The organism is Mesorhizobium sp. IMUNJ 23033 (assembly GCF_044778005.1).
GTDB lineage: Bacteria > Pseudomonadota > Alphaproteobacteria > Rhizobiales > Rhizobiaceae > Mesorhizobium > Mesorhizobium amorphae_A.
Genome location: NZ_JBJACT010000041.1, coordinates 1 through 16,850, shown reverse-complemented (window position 1 = coordinate 16,850; position 16,850 = coordinate 1). Strand labels below are relative to the sequence as shown.

At 63.7% G+C, this 16,850-nt stretch carries 13 protein-coding genes and 1 pseudogene; 10 read left to right on the top strand and 4 right to left on the bottom strand.

Going from position 1 to position 16,850, the window contains the following annotated elements; genetic code table 11:
- Positions 1-7 precede the first annotated feature (7 nt).
- Positions 8-3,394, bottom strand: a complete 3,387-nt coding sequence (locus ACFX5Q_RS31000; RefSeq protein WP_404283996.1) for a DUF3971 domain-containing protein — start codon at positions 3,392-3,394, stop codon at positions 8-10.
- A 96-nt stretch (positions 3,395-3,490) separates the two neighbouring features.
- On the opposite strand from ACFX5Q_RS31000, the gene ACFX5Q_RS30995 reads away from it, so the two are divergent.
- Positions 3,491-3,958, top strand: a complete 468-nt coding sequence (locus ACFX5Q_RS30995) for a peroxiredoxin (protein ID WP_006204461.1) — start codon at positions 3,491-3,493, stop codon at positions 3,956-3,958.
- A 131-nt stretch (positions 3,959-4,089) separates the two neighbouring features.
- On the opposite strand, the gene ACFX5Q_RS30990 is transcribed toward ACFX5Q_RS30995, so the two are convergent.
- Positions 4,090-4,455: a glycosyl hydrolase 108 family protein gene (locus tag ACFX5Q_RS30990; protein ID WP_404283994.1), complete on the bottom strand. Its 366-nt coding sequence runs from the start codon at positions 4,453-4,455 to the stop codon at positions 4,090-4,092.
- Positions 4,456-4,591: 136 nt separating this feature from the next.
- Between ACFX5Q_RS30990 and ACFX5Q_RS30985 the strand changes: the two genes are divergently transcribed.
- Together ACFX5Q_RS30985 and ACFX5Q_RS30980 are read left to right on the top strand one after the other, a co-directional pair.
- The gene (locus ACFX5Q_RS30985; RefSeq protein WP_404283992.1) at positions 4,592-5,734 is read left to right on the top strand and encodes a putative sugar O-methyltransferase; all 1,143 of its coding nucleotides are present in this window, start codon (positions 4,592-4,594) and stop codon (positions 5,732-5,734) included.
- 296 nt (positions 5,735-6,030) lie between these two features.
- Positions 6,031-7,323 (top strand): M23 family metallopeptidase, encoded by a 1,293-nt coding sequence (locus ACFX5Q_RS30980; protein WP_404283990.1) that lies wholly within the window; start codon positions 6,031-6,033, stop codon positions 7,321-7,323.
- 18 nt (positions 7,324-7,341) lie between these two features.
- Here the strand turns inward: ACFX5Q_RS30980 and ACFX5Q_RS30975 are convergent, their stop codons facing one another.
- Together ACFX5Q_RS30975 and ACFX5Q_RS30970 are read right to left on the bottom strand one after the other, a co-directional pair.
- A complete protein-coding gene (locus ACFX5Q_RS30975; protein WP_404283988.1) occupies positions 7,342-8,502 on the bottom strand; it encodes a M20 family metallopeptidase in 1,161 nt (386 codons plus the stop codon).
- Between the two features lie 70 nt (positions 8,503-8,572).
- Positions 8,573-9,751: a M24 family metallopeptidase gene (locus ACFX5Q_RS30970; RefSeq protein WP_404283986.1), complete on the bottom strand. Its 1,179-nt coding sequence runs from the start codon at positions 9,749-9,751 to the stop codon at positions 8,573-8,575.
- A gap of 282 nt (positions 9,752-10,033) precedes the next feature.
- Between ACFX5Q_RS30970 and ACFX5Q_RS30965 the strand changes: the two genes are divergently transcribed.
- The 7 genes and pseudogenes from ACFX5Q_RS30965 to ACFX5Q_RS30935 all read left to right on the top strand — a co-directional run.
- A complete protein-coding gene (locus ACFX5Q_RS30965) occupies positions 10,034-11,470 on the top strand; it encodes an FAD-binding oxidoreductase (protein ID WP_404283984.1) in 1,437 nt (478 codons plus the stop codon).
- Positions 11,467-12,210: a FadR/GntR family transcriptional regulator gene (locus ACFX5Q_RS30960; protein ID WP_006204455.1), complete on the top strand. Its 744-nt coding sequence runs from the start codon at positions 11,467-11,469 to the stop codon at positions 12,208-12,210. The genes ACFX5Q_RS30965 and ACFX5Q_RS30960 overlap by 4 nt, the downstream gene beginning before the upstream one ends.
- Before the next feature lie 2 nt (positions 12,211-12,212).
- On the top strand, positions 12,213-12,650 hold the full coding sequence (locus tag ACFX5Q_RS30955; protein WP_404283982.1) for a VOC family protein: 438 nt from the start codon (positions 12,213-12,215) through the stop codon (positions 12,648-12,650).
- Between the two features lie 89 nt (positions 12,651-12,739).
- Positions 12,740-13,768: an ABC transporter substrate-binding protein gene (locus tag ACFX5Q_RS30950; RefSeq protein ID WP_404284034.1), complete on the top strand. Its 1,029-nt coding sequence runs from the start codon at positions 12,740-12,742 to the stop codon at positions 13,766-13,768.
- Positions 13,768-14,541: an ABC transporter ATP-binding protein gene (locus ACFX5Q_RS30945; RefSeq protein ID WP_192178996.1), complete on the top strand. Its 774-nt coding sequence runs from the start codon at positions 13,768-13,770 to the stop codon at positions 14,539-14,541. The genes ACFX5Q_RS30950 and ACFX5Q_RS30945 overlap by 1 nt, the downstream gene beginning before the upstream one ends.
- Positions 14,538-15,293, top strand: coding sequence for an ABC transporter permease (locus ACFX5Q_RS30940; protein ID WP_404283980.1), 756 nt, complete (start codon positions 14,538-14,540; stop codon positions 15,291-15,293). The genes ACFX5Q_RS30945 and ACFX5Q_RS30940 overlap by 4 nt, the downstream gene beginning before the upstream one ends.
- A 244-nt stretch (positions 15,294-15,537) precedes the next feature.
- A pseudogene (locus ACFX5Q_RS30935) lies at positions 15,538-16,731 on the top strand (cache domain-containing protein); the annotation flags it as partial.
- Between the last annotated feature and the right edge of the window lie 119 nt (positions 16,732-16,850).

Sequence of the window (16,850 nt, the reverse complement as noted above, 5' to 3'; positions counted from 1 at the left end):
ACCCGCCTCACCGGTACTCGAAGATCGACCTGAATATGCCAGGCGCGATCACCGACAGCGGGTTGATGTCCAGAACCGGCTTGTTGGCGTTGCCCTTGAGCCGGTAGGTGACGCCGATCAGGCCGCGGTCCCTGCCATTGCCGAGCAGCGGGCCGAACAGCGGCAGTTCGCCGAAGATGCGGTTGAGGCCGTAGACCGGCATGAAGGTGCCGGTCATGTCCATATTGTTGCTCTGGTCGTAGAGCGTGCCCTGGAAGGTGGTGCCGATGCGCGGGCCGCGCAGCACGCCGTTCGCAAGTTTCAGATAGCCGGCGCCCTTGTCGATCTCGGCGAAGCCGCGCTCGAACTTGACCCGCGACGTATCGATGTCGGCCTTGACCGCCTGGCTCAAATTGCGGCTGTCACCGGCCGGTGTCGTCGATACGATCGAGGCAAGCTTCGGCTCGTTGACGATGAAGAAGTTGCTGGAATCGACCTGGCCCTTCATCGGCCCATCGCTTGTGCCAGCCATCGACAGCGTGATCGAGCCGCCTTCCATGTGCTCGTAGATGTTGAGGAAGCGCAGGATCGCGCCGGCGTCCGCCGACTTCATGTTGAGCATGCGCTGGCCGTCGCCGGCCGTGTTGCTGATGGTGATCGCGGCGCCCGAACTTGCGGTTGCGCTCACCTTCAGCCCGTTCACCCTGGAACCGGCGGCGCTGTAGTCCAGCTTCAAATTGGACAGTACCTCGTCATGGAATCCGGTCAGGGAATTGACGTCGGCGCTGACCGAAATCGCATCGGAGCCGGTGGTCTTGGTGGCGGTGTCGACGTCGGAGGTGAACTGCTTGATCAGCGAGCGGGCGTCGAGTGCCTCGCCGCTGACATCGACCGCGTAGCCCTTGCCCGATCGCTTGACCGACACGGCGACATCGTCGCCCCTGTTCAGCGCGACCTTGCTGAAGCGGGCCGACGACAGGCCGCCGTTGACCAGCGTCACGTCGCCATCGACGGAAAAACTCTTTCCGTCGAGGTCGAAATCGGACAGCGTCGTGGTGCTGCCCGACTTGGCCATGACGAAGGTGACTTTGGCCGGAACGCCCGCGCCCTTGCTCCAGCCTGCCCAGGGAATGTCCAGCCTGGCATTGGTGAGGTCAGCCGAGACGTTCTGGTCGCCGCCCTCGCTCTTGTCGATCGCCACCTTTATGGTTCCCGAAAGCAGCGGCGACAGGCCAGGCATGGCGGCAGCGCGTATCTTGTCGTCGAGCACCAATGCGACCTTGCGGCTGCGCGGCGGGCCACCGTCCTTGAGCGGTTCGACGAGGTCAAGCTCGGCCGGGATGCCGTTGAGCCGCGCCTTGGCGGAGATCACTGCCTGATCGGGCCCGACCGTGATCGAACCGTCGGCCTCGGTCACCGTCTGGTCCTCGAACGGCTTGGCGAGCGACAGGTCCGTGTAGTCGAGCGATACCAGCCAATCGAGTTTCGAGGTGTCGACACCCGACTGCAGCGGAATGTCCGCCTTGACGTGGCCGGTCATTTCGCCGGACAGGTCCTCCGGCACGAGGCCGACATGGCGCATGGCGTTGATCGGCTCGTAGGAAGCGAGCTCCGCGATCGCCGGCGCCTCGCCGGCGACGTCGATATCGAGCGCGCCGATCACCGGCGGGCGGTTGGCTTGCTTGACCGTCAGCGTGCCGTTGCTGGCCGCCACGGTGCGGCCGCTCGGCATGAAGACGCTGCCGGAGGTGAGCGCGACGTCGACGTCGTTGCCATGGAACGAAACCTCGCCCACCGCATCGCGGATCGGCGGGATGCGGCCGGCGGTGTCGAAGCGCGACCCTTCGATCTGGAAGCGGCCGAACACCTCGCTGGCGGAAAGCGGGACGCCGTTGCCGAGACGATCCGGCACGACCTGGAATCCCACGCTGCCATTGACGACACGGCCGCCAAACAGATTGTTCAGCACCCAGAGGCGGGCGTTGCGGGCGGAGAACCAGGGCCACAATTGCTTGACATGCGAGACCGGCATGTCGTGGACGTTGAGGGAGACGGATATGCCCGGCGCCTTGCCGTCGACAAGGGTGACCGCGGCCGTGCCCATGACCTCGCTCAAGCCGCCCGACCGGACCCCGATCTGCTCGGCGAGGAGCTTGTGGCTTTTGGTCTGATAGACGCCAGCAACGCGCGCGACGAAGTCGAGCGCCGGCTCCGGCGACTCGGAAGGCGCCAAAATCGAACGGTCGCTGGTCAGGTCGTAGCGGTAGGCCGGCTCTTCGCCCGCCGTGCCGGAGGCCGGCTTCGGTCCGATCGAACCGGCGAAGTCGAAGGTCGAGCGGCCGGTCTTGAGCAGCAGCCTGTCGACCTGGATCTTGTTCGAGCCGGAGATGAGCGTGGCATTGGCATCGACGTCGGCTGGAAGCAGGCCACGCGTGCCGAGATCGAGCACGGCGCCGGCAAGCGACAGGGAAGCCACAAGCCGCGACGCCGTCTCGCCCGCTCCTTCCGATCCCGTCAATTTGAGCGCGACCGTGCCCAGCTTTCCGCCGGTGGCCGTGGCAGCACCTTCGGCCTCGGCCAACCCGACGCTGGCGTCCAGCGCGCTGACGCGCCGCGCCGTCGAATCGCGCGTGGCCGTGGCGGCGACGGTGAGTGCCCTGCCGTCGACATCGGCCGTGGCTGACAGCCGCATGCTGCCCGGCCCCGTCTGCAGAACCGAGGCGTCGGCGACGGTGACCCGCTTGACCGAGCCGGCGTCCGGCAGCACGAACTCGACATTCGAGAGGTCGATCTGGCGCATCGAATCCTCGCGCACCGCGTCGAGCGCGTGGTTGACGTTGGCGAACACCGCGTCGGCGAGCTTCTCCGGATCGACGAGCCCGTCTTCGTTGCGCAACGCGGCCGTCCAGTCGCCGCCGCCTGACGGCATCGCCGCCGCCACGATGTGCGAGTCTGAAATCCTGGCGCTGGTCAGCCGTACCTCGCCCGAAAGCAGCGGGATCAGCCTTATGCCGAAACGTACACGCCCGGCATCGGCCATCGGCTTGCCATCGGCGGTCTTCAAGACGACTTCGCTCACCTGCAAGGCGATGAAGCTCGAGCCATCGAGCGTCAGTCGTGCCGGCCCGACCGCGACATCGACATCGAAGCCGGCCAGTTTCTCGATTGCCGTCTCGGCCTCGGCCCGAAGCCGTTCGGTGCCGAAGCCCGTCGCGCCGAGCACATAGACGCCGGCCGCGGCCAGCAGCACCAGCGCGCAAAGGCCGGCAACCAGCCGCCCAAGAATGCGAAAGCCGCGGCCGATCTTGGCGCGGCCAAGCGGCGGCACCTTGCACGCAGACGGAAAAGCCCCCAGGTCGGTGATCTCGTCACGCCTGAACCTGATCTTCTCGTGCTGCGGTTCTTCCTGATCCACGCAATATTCCGTTGTAACGAACTCGATCGTGGACGAATCCCCGCTCGACACTATATCGATGCGGCTTGGCGCGTAACCGCAAACAAGGGCACCGATATGGCTGATCTCGACCTGGGCGACCATGCGCCGCAATTCGACCTTCCGCGCGACGGTGGCGGGTCGCTCAGCCTCGCCGCGTATTCCGGAAAGCCTGTTGTACTCTACTTCTACCCGCAGGACGACACCTCAAGCTGCACCACCGAGGCGATCAGCTTTTCGCAGCTGAAGCCGCAATTCGAGAAGGCCGGCGCGGTGGTGATCGGCCTGTCGCCGGACAGCATCAAGAAGCACGACAAGTTCAAGCAGAAATACGATCTGACCGTCGACCTCGTCGCCGACGAGGAGCGCAAGGTGATCGAGGCCTACAATCTGTGGGTCGAAAAGACGATGTACGGCCGCAACTATATGGGCGTCGAGCGCGCGACGTTCCTGATCGGCAAGGACGGACGCATCGCCAGGATCTGGCGGAAGGTCCGGGTCAAGGGCCACGCCGAAGAGGTGCTCGAGGCGGTGCGCGCGCTTTGACGCGCGGAGCCGTTGGCCGGTCCTGGCGTGCGGTGCTGTCGACGCTTCTGGCGCCGGCTGTGCGGGCGTGGCAGGCGGCATAAGGAAGCCATGAGCAAGGCCTGCGCCCACACCGAAACGACGCGCTCCGTCTAGCCCCTGCCGAAGGTCGGCCAGGTCGGCAGGCGCTTCAGCGAGGCCAGGCGGTTGTCGCAGAACTTGTCGATCCCGCTCACCGGTAGCATCTTGCCCACGGCGGCAAGCGTGGCGGAACCGATGCGTCCGCCCTGGCCGACGCCGGCGACGGCGTCCCAATAGATCCGCCGGTAGACGGTGGCGATCTGGGCATCGCTGATCTTGGGTAGATCCGCCTTGCTGGCGTCCGCCTTCACGTAGCGGCGGAAGTTGGCGAGCGTGACGCCCTTCATCGTGGCGCCGCCCGGGTCGACCGGATTGTCCAACCATTCGCCCTTGGATTTCAGCACCAGCGCCAGCGCGCGGGAAAAGTTGCGGTCCATGGATTGCGCCTCCTGCAATCGTAAGAGATACGGCCGCGGCGCGGGTGTGGAGTTATCGCTGTGCAGTGGCGCAGCGGGCAACTATTCAGGGTTGAGATTTTCGGTTAAGGGTCAGTTGGACTTTAGGGGGTACAGCATGACGGAACAACCGCGAACGCTTTGGCAACGCTTCATGCTTGACCATTTCTGCACCCAGCCTCGGCTGGACAGTAGCGGAGATCCAGAACAACTTAAGCCAGAGGCCGAACCTCCCGTAGAGACTGCTCCCTACCGTACCACTTTCAGCGGCGAGACCACGCCCGATGATGCCGACTTGGTAAGGCGGATAGCCCGCTCCTTCCGTGCGGCGTGCGCCATGCACACCGATCCTGCCGGCTCATTTTGGAAGTCGATTGTCGAACAGAAGAAGGGCGACGTCTCAGCTGCGCTGATGAATGACGACATTGATCTGGCCACCAAGCTCTTGCGCGATCCATCCAGCACCACGTTCCACTATGGTTTCGACAATCTCATGAGCGACTTCAGCGACGCGCTTAAGAATGGTGGGGATGCCGTTCACAAGCAGCAGGGCGCCATTTTTCACATTAGGCTTGTTTATCTCGCCGAAGTCATCGGCGCGATAAGACTCGCAAACCCGGAAAGTGGGCCACGGGCCGCTCTTGACACCGACATACTGATCGACGGTATCGAAGACATCATGGGTGGGGAGTTGTCGTTTCCCAATCCATTCCCGAACGAATTCGGCATCGTATCGAAGCGCGGCGTCGCCTCATACAGGACCATCAACTCCCTCTACCAGGCCATTTTGCTTAAGCGATATGCCGCCGGGATGCCTTCCCCCTCCGTACTCGACATCGGCGGTGGTCTCGGCCGCACCGCATACTACGCCCAAAGGTTCGGCTTTGAGAACTACACCCTCATCGACCTTCCGACGACAGGTGTTGCCCAAGCCTATTTTCTGGGCCGCACTCTTGGCGACGATCAGATCTCGCTGCATGGCGAAGAGCGGGCAGCCGTAAACATGCGCATCCCAGAATGGCTGCCGGAAGCCCCGCCGGTCGACATCGTCATCAACGTGGATTCGTTCACTGAAATGTCGAGGGGCAGTGCCGAGCAATACATTCAATGGGCGAAGGAGAACGCCAAACTTCTGATCTCCATCAACCACGAAGCCAACCCATTCACCGCCCGCGAGCTGATGCTTGCCGCCGGGCTGTCGCCATCCCGAGAACGTTACTGGCTTCGGGATGGCTATGTCGTTGAGGTGGCTGAACTCTAGACGTTCACCGACCGGCACTTTTCGTACCATCCCAGGTCACGGTCAGGGTGTCCAGCGCCGAGGTTATGACGTTGCCGGCAAGCTTCATGTTGCTGCCTTTGGTGACGGTCAGGATGCCGTCGAAGAAGCACGTGGAAAAGGTTGCCAGTCGGCGCGACGGCCGCCGCGCTGGCGCGCCTCATCTTAAAACGGCTACAACCCGTGAATTGCAAGGCGTTGCGCCAAATCAACCGACCGTTAACCTTAATGATGTGTAATCAGGCTTGTCGTTGATGTCGTAACGAAAGCTTGGTCCCGTGAACCTAACCGGTCAGTCAGCGGTCTTCGGCAGGCGCAAAGAGCCCCACACAGTCATCATCGCCCGGGGCAACGAGATACGGCATTTCACCATCCGCCCCTGGCTTGCCGCCTTCATCGGCTCGGCGCTGTCGGCGATCGCCATCGGTTACCTCTTGGCGACCTCCTATCTGGTGCTGCGCGACGATCTCATCGGCGCCACCACGGCGCGCCAGGCACGCATGCAGCAGGCCTATGAGGACCGCATCTCGGCGCTTCGCGCCCAGGTCGACCGCATCACCAGCCGCCAGCTTCTCGACCAGCAACTCATGGAAACCAAGGTCAGCGAACTTCTCGAGCGGCAGAGCCAGCTCAGCCAGCGCCATGGCCGCCTCGGCCCGATCCTCGAACGTGCAGAAAGCGAAGTCGGCACCGCGCCCGCTGCAGCCGATGCCGCCGCCAAGCCCGACGAACATGCCGACGTGACCGGCAGTATCGCCCAGCCGGCGGCCTATTCCGTGGCCAGCCTTACCACCAATCCGGGCGCAGGCGACACCAGGCCGTTCTCGCTGTGGTCGACCCGCTCCGACCCGCTGCCCAGCGATTCGGCCGCCGACCGCGCCGACAGGCTGTTCGTGTCGATCAACCAGTCGCTCAAGGCCATCGAAACCGAACAACTTACCCGCGTCGCCACGCTTGCCGACAACGCCTACAAGAGTGCCGATGCCATAACCCAGGCACTGCAGGCTGCCGGGCTGCCGGTCGACAGCGACTTCGGCAAGAGCGACGCCGGCGGTCCGCTGATCCCGGTCGACGGCTCGATGATCTTCGACAGCAAGGTAAAGGAACTCGACGAGGCGCTGGACGCGCTCGACCATCTGAAGAAGGAAGCGCGGAAGCTGCCGCTCGCCAATCCCGCTCCGGGTCATTCAGTCACCAGCCCGTTCGGCGTGCGCACCGACCCGATCCTTGGCACCGCCGCACTGCATTCGGGGATGGATTTCAGGGCCCCGATCGGCATGGCGGCCAAGGTCACCGCGCCCGGTGTCGTCGTCAAGGCCGGCTGGAACGGCGGCTATGGCCGCATGGTCGAGGTCGATCACGGCAACGGCTTTGCCACGCGTTACGGGCATCTCAGCGAAATCGACGTCATCGTCGGCCAGAAGCTCGCCGCCGGCGACGTCATCGGCAAGACCGGCAGCAGCGGCCGCTCGACCGGCCCGCATCTGCACTATGAGGTTCGCCACAATGGCGAGGCGGTCGACCCGCTGCGTTTTCTCACCGTCGGCAAGAAGGTCGAGCAGTACCTCTAGGCCACCCTGTCCCGCGATTCACTGTGCGTCGAGACTTTCCGGCTGCGTCGACAGAAACATCGTCGCTGCCGAAGCCAGAGTGGTCGCACCGATTTTCAGGACGGCCTCGTCGACACGAAACCTGGCATGGTGGAGCGGAAAGACCGATCCGATCTCTTCATTTCGGATTCCAAGCCGGAAATAAACCGATGGCCGTTTCTCGCTGTAGTAGCCAAAATCGTCGGCGATGGTCCATCCGGGCGTGTTGAGAACATTGTCGGCCCCGATGCAAGCCTTGGCGCTGGCGACAACCAGCTCAGTCATCTCGACATCGTTGACGACCCCCGGCTCGCCCTTGTGGATGTCGAGCTGGGCACTCGCTCCATGGCTCGCCGCTATCCCCTCGAGTATGGCCCGAACGCGGCGCCAGGCCCGCTCGCGGGTGGCGTCACTTCCGCTGCGGATGGTGCCCTTCAATGTGACCTTGCCGGCGATCACATTGTAGGCGCTACCGCCGTTGATGGTGGTAACGGATATGACCAACGGGTCGTAGGGGTCGATCTCGCGCGAGACGATCTTCTGCAGTTCCGTGACCATCGAACACGCCACGGCTATCGCATCGACCCCTTCGTACGGTTTTGCGGCGTGGGCGGCGGAGCCCGTGACGAGAACATCGAACGTATCGCAAGCCAAGGTGTATGGACCGGAACTGACGGCGATCTTGCCGGACTGCGTGTACGGATCGACATGAACGCAGATGGCGGCGTCGACATCGTCGAGAAGCCCCTCTTCGACCACTCGTCTCCCGCCCGACGGTTCGTCTTCCTCGGCCGGCTGGAAGATGAGGCGCACGGTGCCGCCAAAATCGTGCCTCGACTGATGAAGATGCGCGGCAACCGCAAAGCCCATCGATGCATGGGCGTCGTGACCGCACGCGTGCATCACGCCTGGATTTATCGACGCATAGTCGACACCGGATTCCTCCTCGATGGGCAAGGCATCGATGTCGGCGCGAATGACCAGCTTGCGATTTGAAGGCTTGCCGGTGCCGACAATATCGACGGCCAGACCGAAGCCCGCGACGTCGCGAATGTCGGCAATTCCCTGAGCAGCCAGCATCTGCCGCAGGTAACGCTGCGTGTTCACTTCCTGGTTCGAAAGCTCCGGATTGCGATGCAGATGCCGGCGGATCTCGATCATCCGATCGAGGATCCCGGCATCGATGTCGACTGGGACGGGAGCCGCGGCACCGCCCACCGCCGTCGGATCGTCAGGGTTTGACATGGATGTCTCGCGGGAACTTGGTCAGGGTCTCGTTGCCGGTTCCGGTCACCAGGATGGTCTCGCTGATCTCGATGCCCCAACCGTCCATCCACATGCCAAGAATGGAATGCACGACGTTGCCGGGCTCAAGCACCGTCTTGTCGCCTGGCCTGAGGCTGATCGTGTGCTCGCCCCAATCCGGCGGGTACGCGACGCCGATGGAATAGCCGATACGCGACTCCTTCTTCAGCCCGTAGCGTTGAATGACCTTGCGCCACGCAACTTCGACCGCCTCGGCGGTCGTTCCTGGCCTGGCCGCTTCGAGCACCGCATCCATGCCTTCGATCACCGCTTTTGCGGTGTCCGCGACACGCGTCGGCGTCTTGCCGAGTTGCATCGTCCTGGCAAGCCCGGCGGCATAGCGGCGGCAGACGCCGGCGAGTTCCAGGGCAATCGTCTCATTCTCCCCGAACCGCCTGTCGCTCCACATGATGTGCGGAGCGGAGGCATTCTCGCCACCGAGAATTGTCGGAGGCAGAGCGGTGATATCGCCCGCGAAGTCCGGGCTGCCGGCGATCTGTGCCGCCTGGATGGAGGCAATCGCATCACATTCGCGAACGCCCGGTGCAATAATTTCGAAGGCCCGCGCGACCGCCGCTTCGGCCAAGGTTGATGCCTTGCGCAAATAATCGATCTCGGGCGCCGATTTGACCGCGCGTATCCAGTTCACCAGAAGATCAGCGTCATGCAGTCTGGCATTGGGCAGGCCGGCAACAAGCCGGGCATGTGCCTTCGGCGAGAAATAATAGGCTTCGAGCTCAATGCCGATGTGGCGGTTGCCCCAGCCCTTGGCGACGATCCAGCTCGCGATCCAGTCCATGGGATGCCGATCGGCGCGTTGAACATGGTCCTCCGGGAAGCCAACCACGTTTTCCGGCTTCATCCATGCTGTCAGCAGCCCGCCTGCCGCATCCATGGCCCGCCCGATCCAGACCGGCTCGACCTCTTCGATTGGAACGAGCACCATTTGCGGCGTGTAGAATGACCAGCCATCATAGCCGGTGATGTAATGCTGGTTGGCAACATCGTTCACGATCAGAAGTTCGATGCCGCGCCTTGCCATCTCGGTGCGGATCTTTCGAAGCCGCTGCTGGTATTCGTCACGCGTAAACGGCAATTCGATCATCTTGTCCCCATGCCTTGCTGGATCAACGGTCGCGGGCGAGCCGCCGCTCACCATTGAAATGCTTTCGACCTGGCGGCAATCGGCCAAGGCGGCGCATGAGCAGGTCCTAAACCCGATACGTCCAACACGACCTTCCCTTTGCCGGCGGCACGGGCAGCTCCCAACGTTCTTCAACCCGGACAGAGGACCGATTGCCCACCTTTCCCGGAAGAGCTGTTGACTCGATCTGAGTTGTAGGATGATATGTATCACCCTATCTCCAGACATCGTTGTCGCCCTTACATGACCGTTCATCGCCTTTCGCCAAAAATCCTCAGCGCCATGGAAGGCGCTGTCGGGCAAGGCGGCATCGCCATCGATGCCGGCGACATGGCGAAATACCTTGGCGACTGGTCGGGCGATTACCATGGCGGCGCGCTTGCGGTGCTGAAGCCGGCTTCGGTCGCCGAGGTTCAGGCGGTGGTGCGGCTGTGCGCAGCGCTTGGGCTGGGCATCATCCCGCAAGGCGGCAACACTGGCCTGGTGGCGGGCGCGATCGACATCGAGACCCGCGGATCGGTGATCGTCAGCCTGGAACGGCTGAACGCCATCCGCCTCATAGATGCCGACAATTTCGTCCTGCAGGCCGATGCCGGCTGCATATTGCAGACCATCAAGGATGCCAGCGAGGCGTATGACTGCCTGTTTCCGCTGGCGCTCGGCGCCCAGGGCAGCTGCCAGATCGGCGGCAATGCGGCCAGCAATGCCGGCGGCATCAATGTGCTGCGTTACGGCATGGCGCGCGATCTCATCCTCGGCCTCGAAGTCGTGCTGCCGGACGGCGAATTGTGGAGCAGCTTTTCCGGCCTGCGCAAGGACAATCGCGGCTACGATTTGAAGCAGCTTTTCATCGGCAGCGAAGGAACGCTCGGCATCATCACCGGCGTCGAGCTGAAACTGTTTCCAAAACCCGTTCGGGTCGAAACCGCCTATCTCGGCCTTGCCTCGTTCGAAGCAGCCATCGCGCTGTTCCGGCAGGCGCGCCGGGCCTCGGCCGATCTGATGTCGGCCTTCGAGATCATTGGCTCGGAGTGCATCGAGCTCGCGCGCCTAATCGACGCCGATATCGCCTCGCCGGTCGAGGCTCCCGTCCATGTGCTGATCGAACTGTCCGCAAGTGCCGCGGTCGATCTGCGCGCGCTGCTGGTCGACTTCCTGGCCGGCGCCATGGGGAGCGGTCTCATCACCGAAGCCGTGCTCGCCGAAAGCGGCGCGCAGGCCAGGTCCTTCTGGGCAATCCGCGAAGGGCTGGTCGAGGGCCAGGCAAAGCGCGGCTATCATGTGCGCACCGACCTTGCGGTCAGGATATCGGACGTCCCTGCCCTGGTTGATCAGGCCCGCCGGTTCGTTGCGCTCGACCATCCCGGCTGGTTGCCGCAGGCCTACGGCCATGCCGGCGACGGCAACATCCATTTCAACGTGCTACCGCCAGCCGGCCTTGCCGAAAGCGAGGCGCGCGCCAGGGGCGCCGACATCACTGCCGGGCTCTACCGGATCGCCGGCGCGCTCGGCGGTTCGATCAGCGCCGAGCATGGCATCGGCCGCACCCGCCACCACGCTTTCTGGGCCGGCCTGGCGCCCACCCATCGCCGGCTCATCACCGCGCTGAAGGATGCGCTCGACCCGCAAGGGCTGATGAACCCCGGTTGCCTTCTGCCTTTGACGGAGACCTCTTCATGAAGCAAAGACTGGCCGCCATCGGCACGGTGGAAGCGCTGCCTCACCGTGTCGCCGCCTTCCTCAGCCGCGAGATAGACTCCGGTGAGCTCAATCCGGGCACGCGGCTGCCGACGGAGCAGCAGCTATCGGAGAAATTCGGCGTCAGCCGCAACGTGGTGCGTGAAGCGATCGCACAGCTTCGCGCCGACGGCATGATCGAGGCGCGGCAAGGCGTCGGCGCCTTCGTACTGGCGCCGGAGCAGCGCGCCTCGATCCGCATCGACGGCGAGGCGTTGAAAGACACCGAGAATATGGAGCGGCTGTTCGAGCTGCGCTGCATCCTCGAGGCCGAGTCGGCAGCCCTTGCCGCCGAGCGGCGGGGACAGGAGCACCTCGACGCGATCAAGGCGGCGCTCGACCGCATGAGCGGCGAGGAGCGCTGGGAGGAAGGCAGCATCGACGCCGATCTGCTGTTCCATCGCGAGATCGCACGGGCCACCGGCAACAGCTACATCCACACCTTCATTTCCTTCGTTTGCGAGCAGATCCGCCGCTCGATCCACTACGCCCGCCTCACCAATCCGCTGCACGACCTGGTGGACGTCAATGTCGGCGAGCATGTGCGCATTTACGAGGCGCTGGTCGCCGGCGATCCCAAGGCCGCCGAGGCGGCAATGCGCGCCCATATCATCGGCGCCGCCGAGCGTGTCGGCGTCAAGCTGCCCGCGGCGCGCGCCAAGCACACCGGCAAGGGGAAATGACGATGCCGCTCGGAGGTGCATACGCGATTTCGGATGTCTGCCTGCTCGTCGAGGATATCGAGCGGACGGTCGACTTCTATGTCGAGAAACTCGGCTTTCGGCTGCGCCGCCGCGCCGAAGGCTTTGCCGATTTCCATGGCGAGGGCGTGACGCTGGCGGCGTGGGAGATCTACCATATCAGCCGCCATACCGGCGTGTCGAAGCTCAAGTCGCCGCGCCAGGCGCACAAGGTCTGCGTGGCGGTGAAGCTCGATGCGCCCGCCGATGTCGACCGCCTGCATGGCGAGCTGAGCGCCAAGGGCGTGCCCTTCTACGGACCGCCCGAAGACTATGTCTGGAACGCGCGCTGCGCCTACTTCACCGATCCCGACGACACGCTTTGGGAATTATACGCCTGGCTCGACGGCGGCCCCGGCGACTACCACGACGAACAGCCGTAGACGACGCCGCGCCGTGGGAGCGGCGCCTGAAGAAGAAACAAGAAGTCTTGCAACAGGAGCGACAAATGAGTGGGAACAGACAATACGACATGAACCGCCGCAGCTTCGTGAAAGCCGGTTTCGCCGGCCTTGCCGCCGCCTCGGCCGGCATGCAGTTGGTGCTGACGCCGGGCGCCAGGGCGGCCGGCAAGGTCGTCATCCAATATGACTGGCTGATGTCGAATGGACAGATCGGCGACATCGCAGCCGTTGCCAACGGCTATTTCAAGGACGCCGGTCTGGAGGTGGAATTCAGCCCCGGCGGGCCGAATGCCGCCACCGTGCCGCCGGTCATCTCGGGTGCCGCCCAACTCGGCCAGTTCTCGGAAACGCCGCAGCTCTATGCGGCGCGGGCCAGCGGCGTGCCGGTGAAGATCATCGCCTGCGGCTTCCGCACCGGCCCCTATGCCTTCACCTCGAAGCCGGCCAAGCCGATCCGCGGCGTCGCCGACCTCAAGGGCAAGAAGATCGGCATCCAGCCGACGGCGCGCTTCGTCATCGACGAGATCCTGGCCAAGAACGGCATCGACCCGTCCGAAGTCACCATCGTCAATGTCGGCTTCGACAAGGCGCCGCTGGTGCGCGGCGATGTCGACGCCATCGGCGGCTGGATCACCAACACCCAGGCGTTGAGCGTCGTCGGCGACGACCGCATCGACCTTCTGGTGCGCGATCTCGGGCTGAGCTCCTATGCCGATGTCTACTTCGCCACCGACGCCGCGATCGAACAGGATCCGGACACGCTGGCCAAGTTCATCGGCGCCGTCGCCAAGGGCTGGGGCTGGGTGCATGCCAATCCGCAGGAAGCGGTGAAGAAAATGGTCGCCGCCTATCCGGAAATGGACCTCGGCTGGGAAGAAAAGACCGTCAATCTGGTGCTGAAGCTTTCCTTCGACGGGCAGACCGCCAAGGACGGCTGGGGAACGTTCGACCCGGCTTCGATCGAGGAGCAATTGGCGCTGCTGGACAAGGTCGGCCAATACCCGAACGGCCGGCCTGCGGCAGCGGACGTTTACACCACCAAGATCCTGGAACTCTCGGCCGCCGACCGGCCCAAGCTCGACGCGCCCGCCGCCTGATGGCGAACGCGATCGAGGCAAGCAGGCTGGATGTCGGCTATGGCGGCCGGCAGACGGCGGTGAAAGTGCTCTCCGGCCTCGACCTCACGGTCGCGGCCGGCTCCTTCCTGTCGATCCTCGGGCCGTCGGGCTGCGGCAAGTCGACCTTGCTCCGGGTGGTCGCCGACCTGCTTGATCCGCTCGGCGGCACGATCAGCGTGCTTGGCGACACGCCGCACGCGGTGCGCTCGCGCCGCGATGTCGGTTTTGTCTTCCAGGATTCGACCCTGCTGCCCTGGCGCACGGTTCGCGACAATGTCCGCCTGCCGCTTGGTGTCGGGCAAGGCAGCCTGACGCGTACGATCGAGGATCGCAGCGACGAATTGCTGGAGCTGATGGGGCTTGCCGGGTTCGGCGAGCGCCTGCCACACCAATTGTCGGGCGGCCAGCGGCAGCGCGTGGCGATCGCCCGCGCGCTGCTTGGACAACCGAAGTTGCTTTTGATGGACGAGCCGTTCGGCGCGCTGGACGAAATCACCCGCGACCGCCTCAACGACGAATTGCTGGCGCTGTGGCGGCGCACCGGCACGACCATCCTCTTCGTCACCCACTCGATCGCTGAAGCCGCCTATCTCGGTGAGCGCGTCATCGTGCTTGCCGCCAATCCCGGACGCCTAGTCAAGGACCTGGACATGCGGCCGTTCAAGCAGGACGGCAACCGCTGCTCACGCGAGGATCCCGCTGTTATCGCCGCCATGGCCGAATTGCGCGGCGCGCTGGAGCGGGCCTCATGAGACAGGCACCCCTGCCGCCGGCTCTGGCGATTGCGCTCCCCGTCCTGGGTGCAGCCTCGATCCTGCTCTCCTGGCAGTTCCTGCTGCCCTGGCTCGGCGTGCCGGCCTATATCGTGCCCACGCCGACGGCGATATTCGGAGTTTTCCGGAAGAGCCTTGCGCTGTTTATGAGCAATCTCTGGCCGACGCTGGTCGAGGCGCTGGCCGGCTTCGTCATCGGCAACCTCGCCGGCGTGCTGCTGGCGGTGGTCTTCGTGCACAGCCGCGTGCTGCAGGCCGCCTATTTTCCGATCGTGCTTTTCTTCAACACGATCCCGATCCTGGCGCTGTCGCCGATCATCATCCTGATCTTCGGGCTTGGCATGACGCCGAAGATCGTCATCGCCGCCGTGATCTGCTTCTTCCCGACCCTGGTCAACATGATCCGCGGGCTGGATTCGGCCAGCGACAACGAGCACGAACTGTTCCGGGTGCTGTCGGCGACGCGCCGGGAGGTGTTCTGGAGCCTGCGCCTGCCGCGAGCCCTGCCGATGCTGTTCTCCTCGCTGCGGATCGCATCGGCCACCGCCGTCATCGGCGCCATCGTCGGCGAATGGATCGGCTCGGACAAGGGGCTCGGCGCGCTCATCATCCAGGCGAGCTTCAACTACCAGTCGGACCGGCTCTATGCGGCGATCGTGCTGTCGTCATCGCTGTCGATCGCGCTGTTTGCAATCGTCGTGCTCGTTGAGCGTCGGGTTATAAAATATTGAACGGGCGACGCGGGTTATCCCAGACTTGCCGAGTTCGAGAAATCAGGATGTCGGCATACGCGCCTATCCGCTGAACAGGCAGCAGGCCAGACAACCGCTCTCGGCTCGACCCTCTGTCTTTGCAACCGGCCAATGTTCGTCCAGACTTGACCCATGCCGGCATTGCCCCTTATTGGCCGGGCCTTTATCAGCGGATCGTTGTTCACGCCTAAGCGACGACGCGGTGCATGGGAAGGATCTCCAATTGACGCTGCGGAACCAGATCATCGCGCTTGCGATCGTCCCACTCATGATCGCGATCCTGGCGATCACCACGTTCATAACCTGGCAGTCGGCAAACCTTGCCAAGAACAATATCGACACGTTCGAGCAGAACATGCTGAAAGCCAAGGAAGCGGAAATCCTCAATCTGACCAATCTCGCTCTATCGGCCATCGAAACAAGCTATCGCGATGCCGGTCCCGACGATGCTGCCGCCAAGGAGAAAGTGGCTGCGATCCTGACCTCGCTCGACTATGGCAAGGACGGCTATTTCTTCGTCTACGACTATGACGGCAACAACATCGTTCACCCGCGCCAAAGCTTCCGGCACGGGCGAAACTGGCTTGGCCTGACCGATCCGGACGGCGACAAGGTCATTGCCGAACTGATCGCGACGGCGAAGGCCGGCGGCGGCCTGCATCACTACAAATGGCAGAAGCCGTCGACAGGCCTGATCGCGGATAAATTGTCGTTCGTGGTCGGCCTCGACAAATGGAAATGGGTGGTGGGAACCGGCGTCTATCTCGACGATGTCTTTGCCCAAACCGCCGCCGCGAACGCCAGCATGCGGGCGAACATAAAGAAGACCTTCGTGATCGTGGCGCTGGTCGCCGTTCCGGCGGTGCTCGTGGTCTTCACGACATGCATGCTTCTGACATTCCACGAACGCCGCATTGCCGATGGCAGGCTCAAGCAGTTGACCCAGCGAGTGATCGACACCCAGGAAGAGGAGCGCTCGCGGCTGGCTCGCGAACTGCATGACGGCATTTCGCAGAACCTCGTCGGCGTGCGCTACGCCATGGATCTCGCCGGGAGGCAGGTCAGGAACCATGTCGATGACGCGGCGCTCACCATCGAGCGCGGCGTGGAAGCACTCAACGGCGCGATCAAGGAAATCAGGCGGTTGTCCCACGATCTCCGCCCCCGTGTCCTCGACGATCTCGGCTTGACCGCGGCCCTCGAGGCGCTCTGCTACAATTTCGCGGAGCGGACGGGCATAGAGACCGAAATCGAGGCATCAGGCTTTACGGACTGCTTGCAGCCGGCAGCCAGCACGGCTCTCTACCGCGTCGCACAGGAGGCGTTCAACAATGTCGAGCGGCATTCCGGCGCCACCCAGCTTGCGGTCAAGCTCTGGAGCGAGGGCGGCCGTGCGCGCATGACGATCTCCGACAACGTCCTAAGAGCGGAAGGAAATGGAGGAGACAGTCAAAGTCTCTCTGTTCGTCAGCATGCTCTCGCCGCATGACGCTCGTCAAGTTCCATAGTCGAACCAGGCGGCTTCCACCGGCAAAG

Coding starts and splice junctions, on each gene's coding strand:
- ACFX5Q_RS30990 (WP_404283994.1), bottom strand. CDS start 4,455: ATGGACCGCAACTTTTCCCGCGCGCTGGCGCTGGTGCTGAAATCCAAG.
- ACFX5Q_RS30955 (WP_404283982.1), top strand. CDS start 12,213: ATGCCGCTCGGAGGTGCATACGCGATTTCGGATGTCTGCCTGCTCGTC.
- ACFX5Q_RS30960 (WP_006204455.1), top strand. CDS start 11,467: ATGAAGCAAAGACTGGCCGCCATCGGCACGGTGGAAGCGCTGCCTCAC.
- ACFX5Q_RS30950 (WP_404284034.1), top strand. CDS start 12,740: ATGAACCGCCGCAGCTTCGTGAAAGCCGGTTTCGCCGGCCTTGCCGCC.
- ACFX5Q_RS30940 (WP_404283980.1), top strand. CDS start 14,538: ATGAGACAGGCACCCCTGCCGCCGGCTCTGGCGATTGCGCTCCCCGTC.
- ACFX5Q_RS30965 (WP_404283984.1), top strand. CDS start 10,034: ATGACCGTTCATCGCCTTTCGCCAAAAATCCTCAGCGCCATGGAAGGC.
- ACFX5Q_RS30985 (WP_404283992.1), top strand. CDS start 4,592: ATGACGGAACAACCGCGAACGCTTTGGCAACGCTTCATGCTTGACCAT.
- ACFX5Q_RS30995 (WP_006204461.1), top strand. CDS start 3,491: ATGGCTGATCTCGACCTGGGCGACCATGCGCCGCAATTCGACCTTCCG.
- ACFX5Q_RS30970 (WP_404283986.1), bottom strand. CDS start 9,751: ATGATCGAATTGCCGTTTACGCGTGACGAATACCAGCAGCGGCTTCGA.
- ACFX5Q_RS30945 (WP_192178996.1), top strand. CDS start 13,768: ATGGCGAACGCGATCGAGGCAAGCAGGCTGGATGTCGGCTATGGCGGC.
- ACFX5Q_RS30975 (WP_404283988.1), bottom strand. CDS start 8,502: ATGATCGAGATCCGCCGGCATCTGCATCGCAATCCGGAGCTTTCGAAC.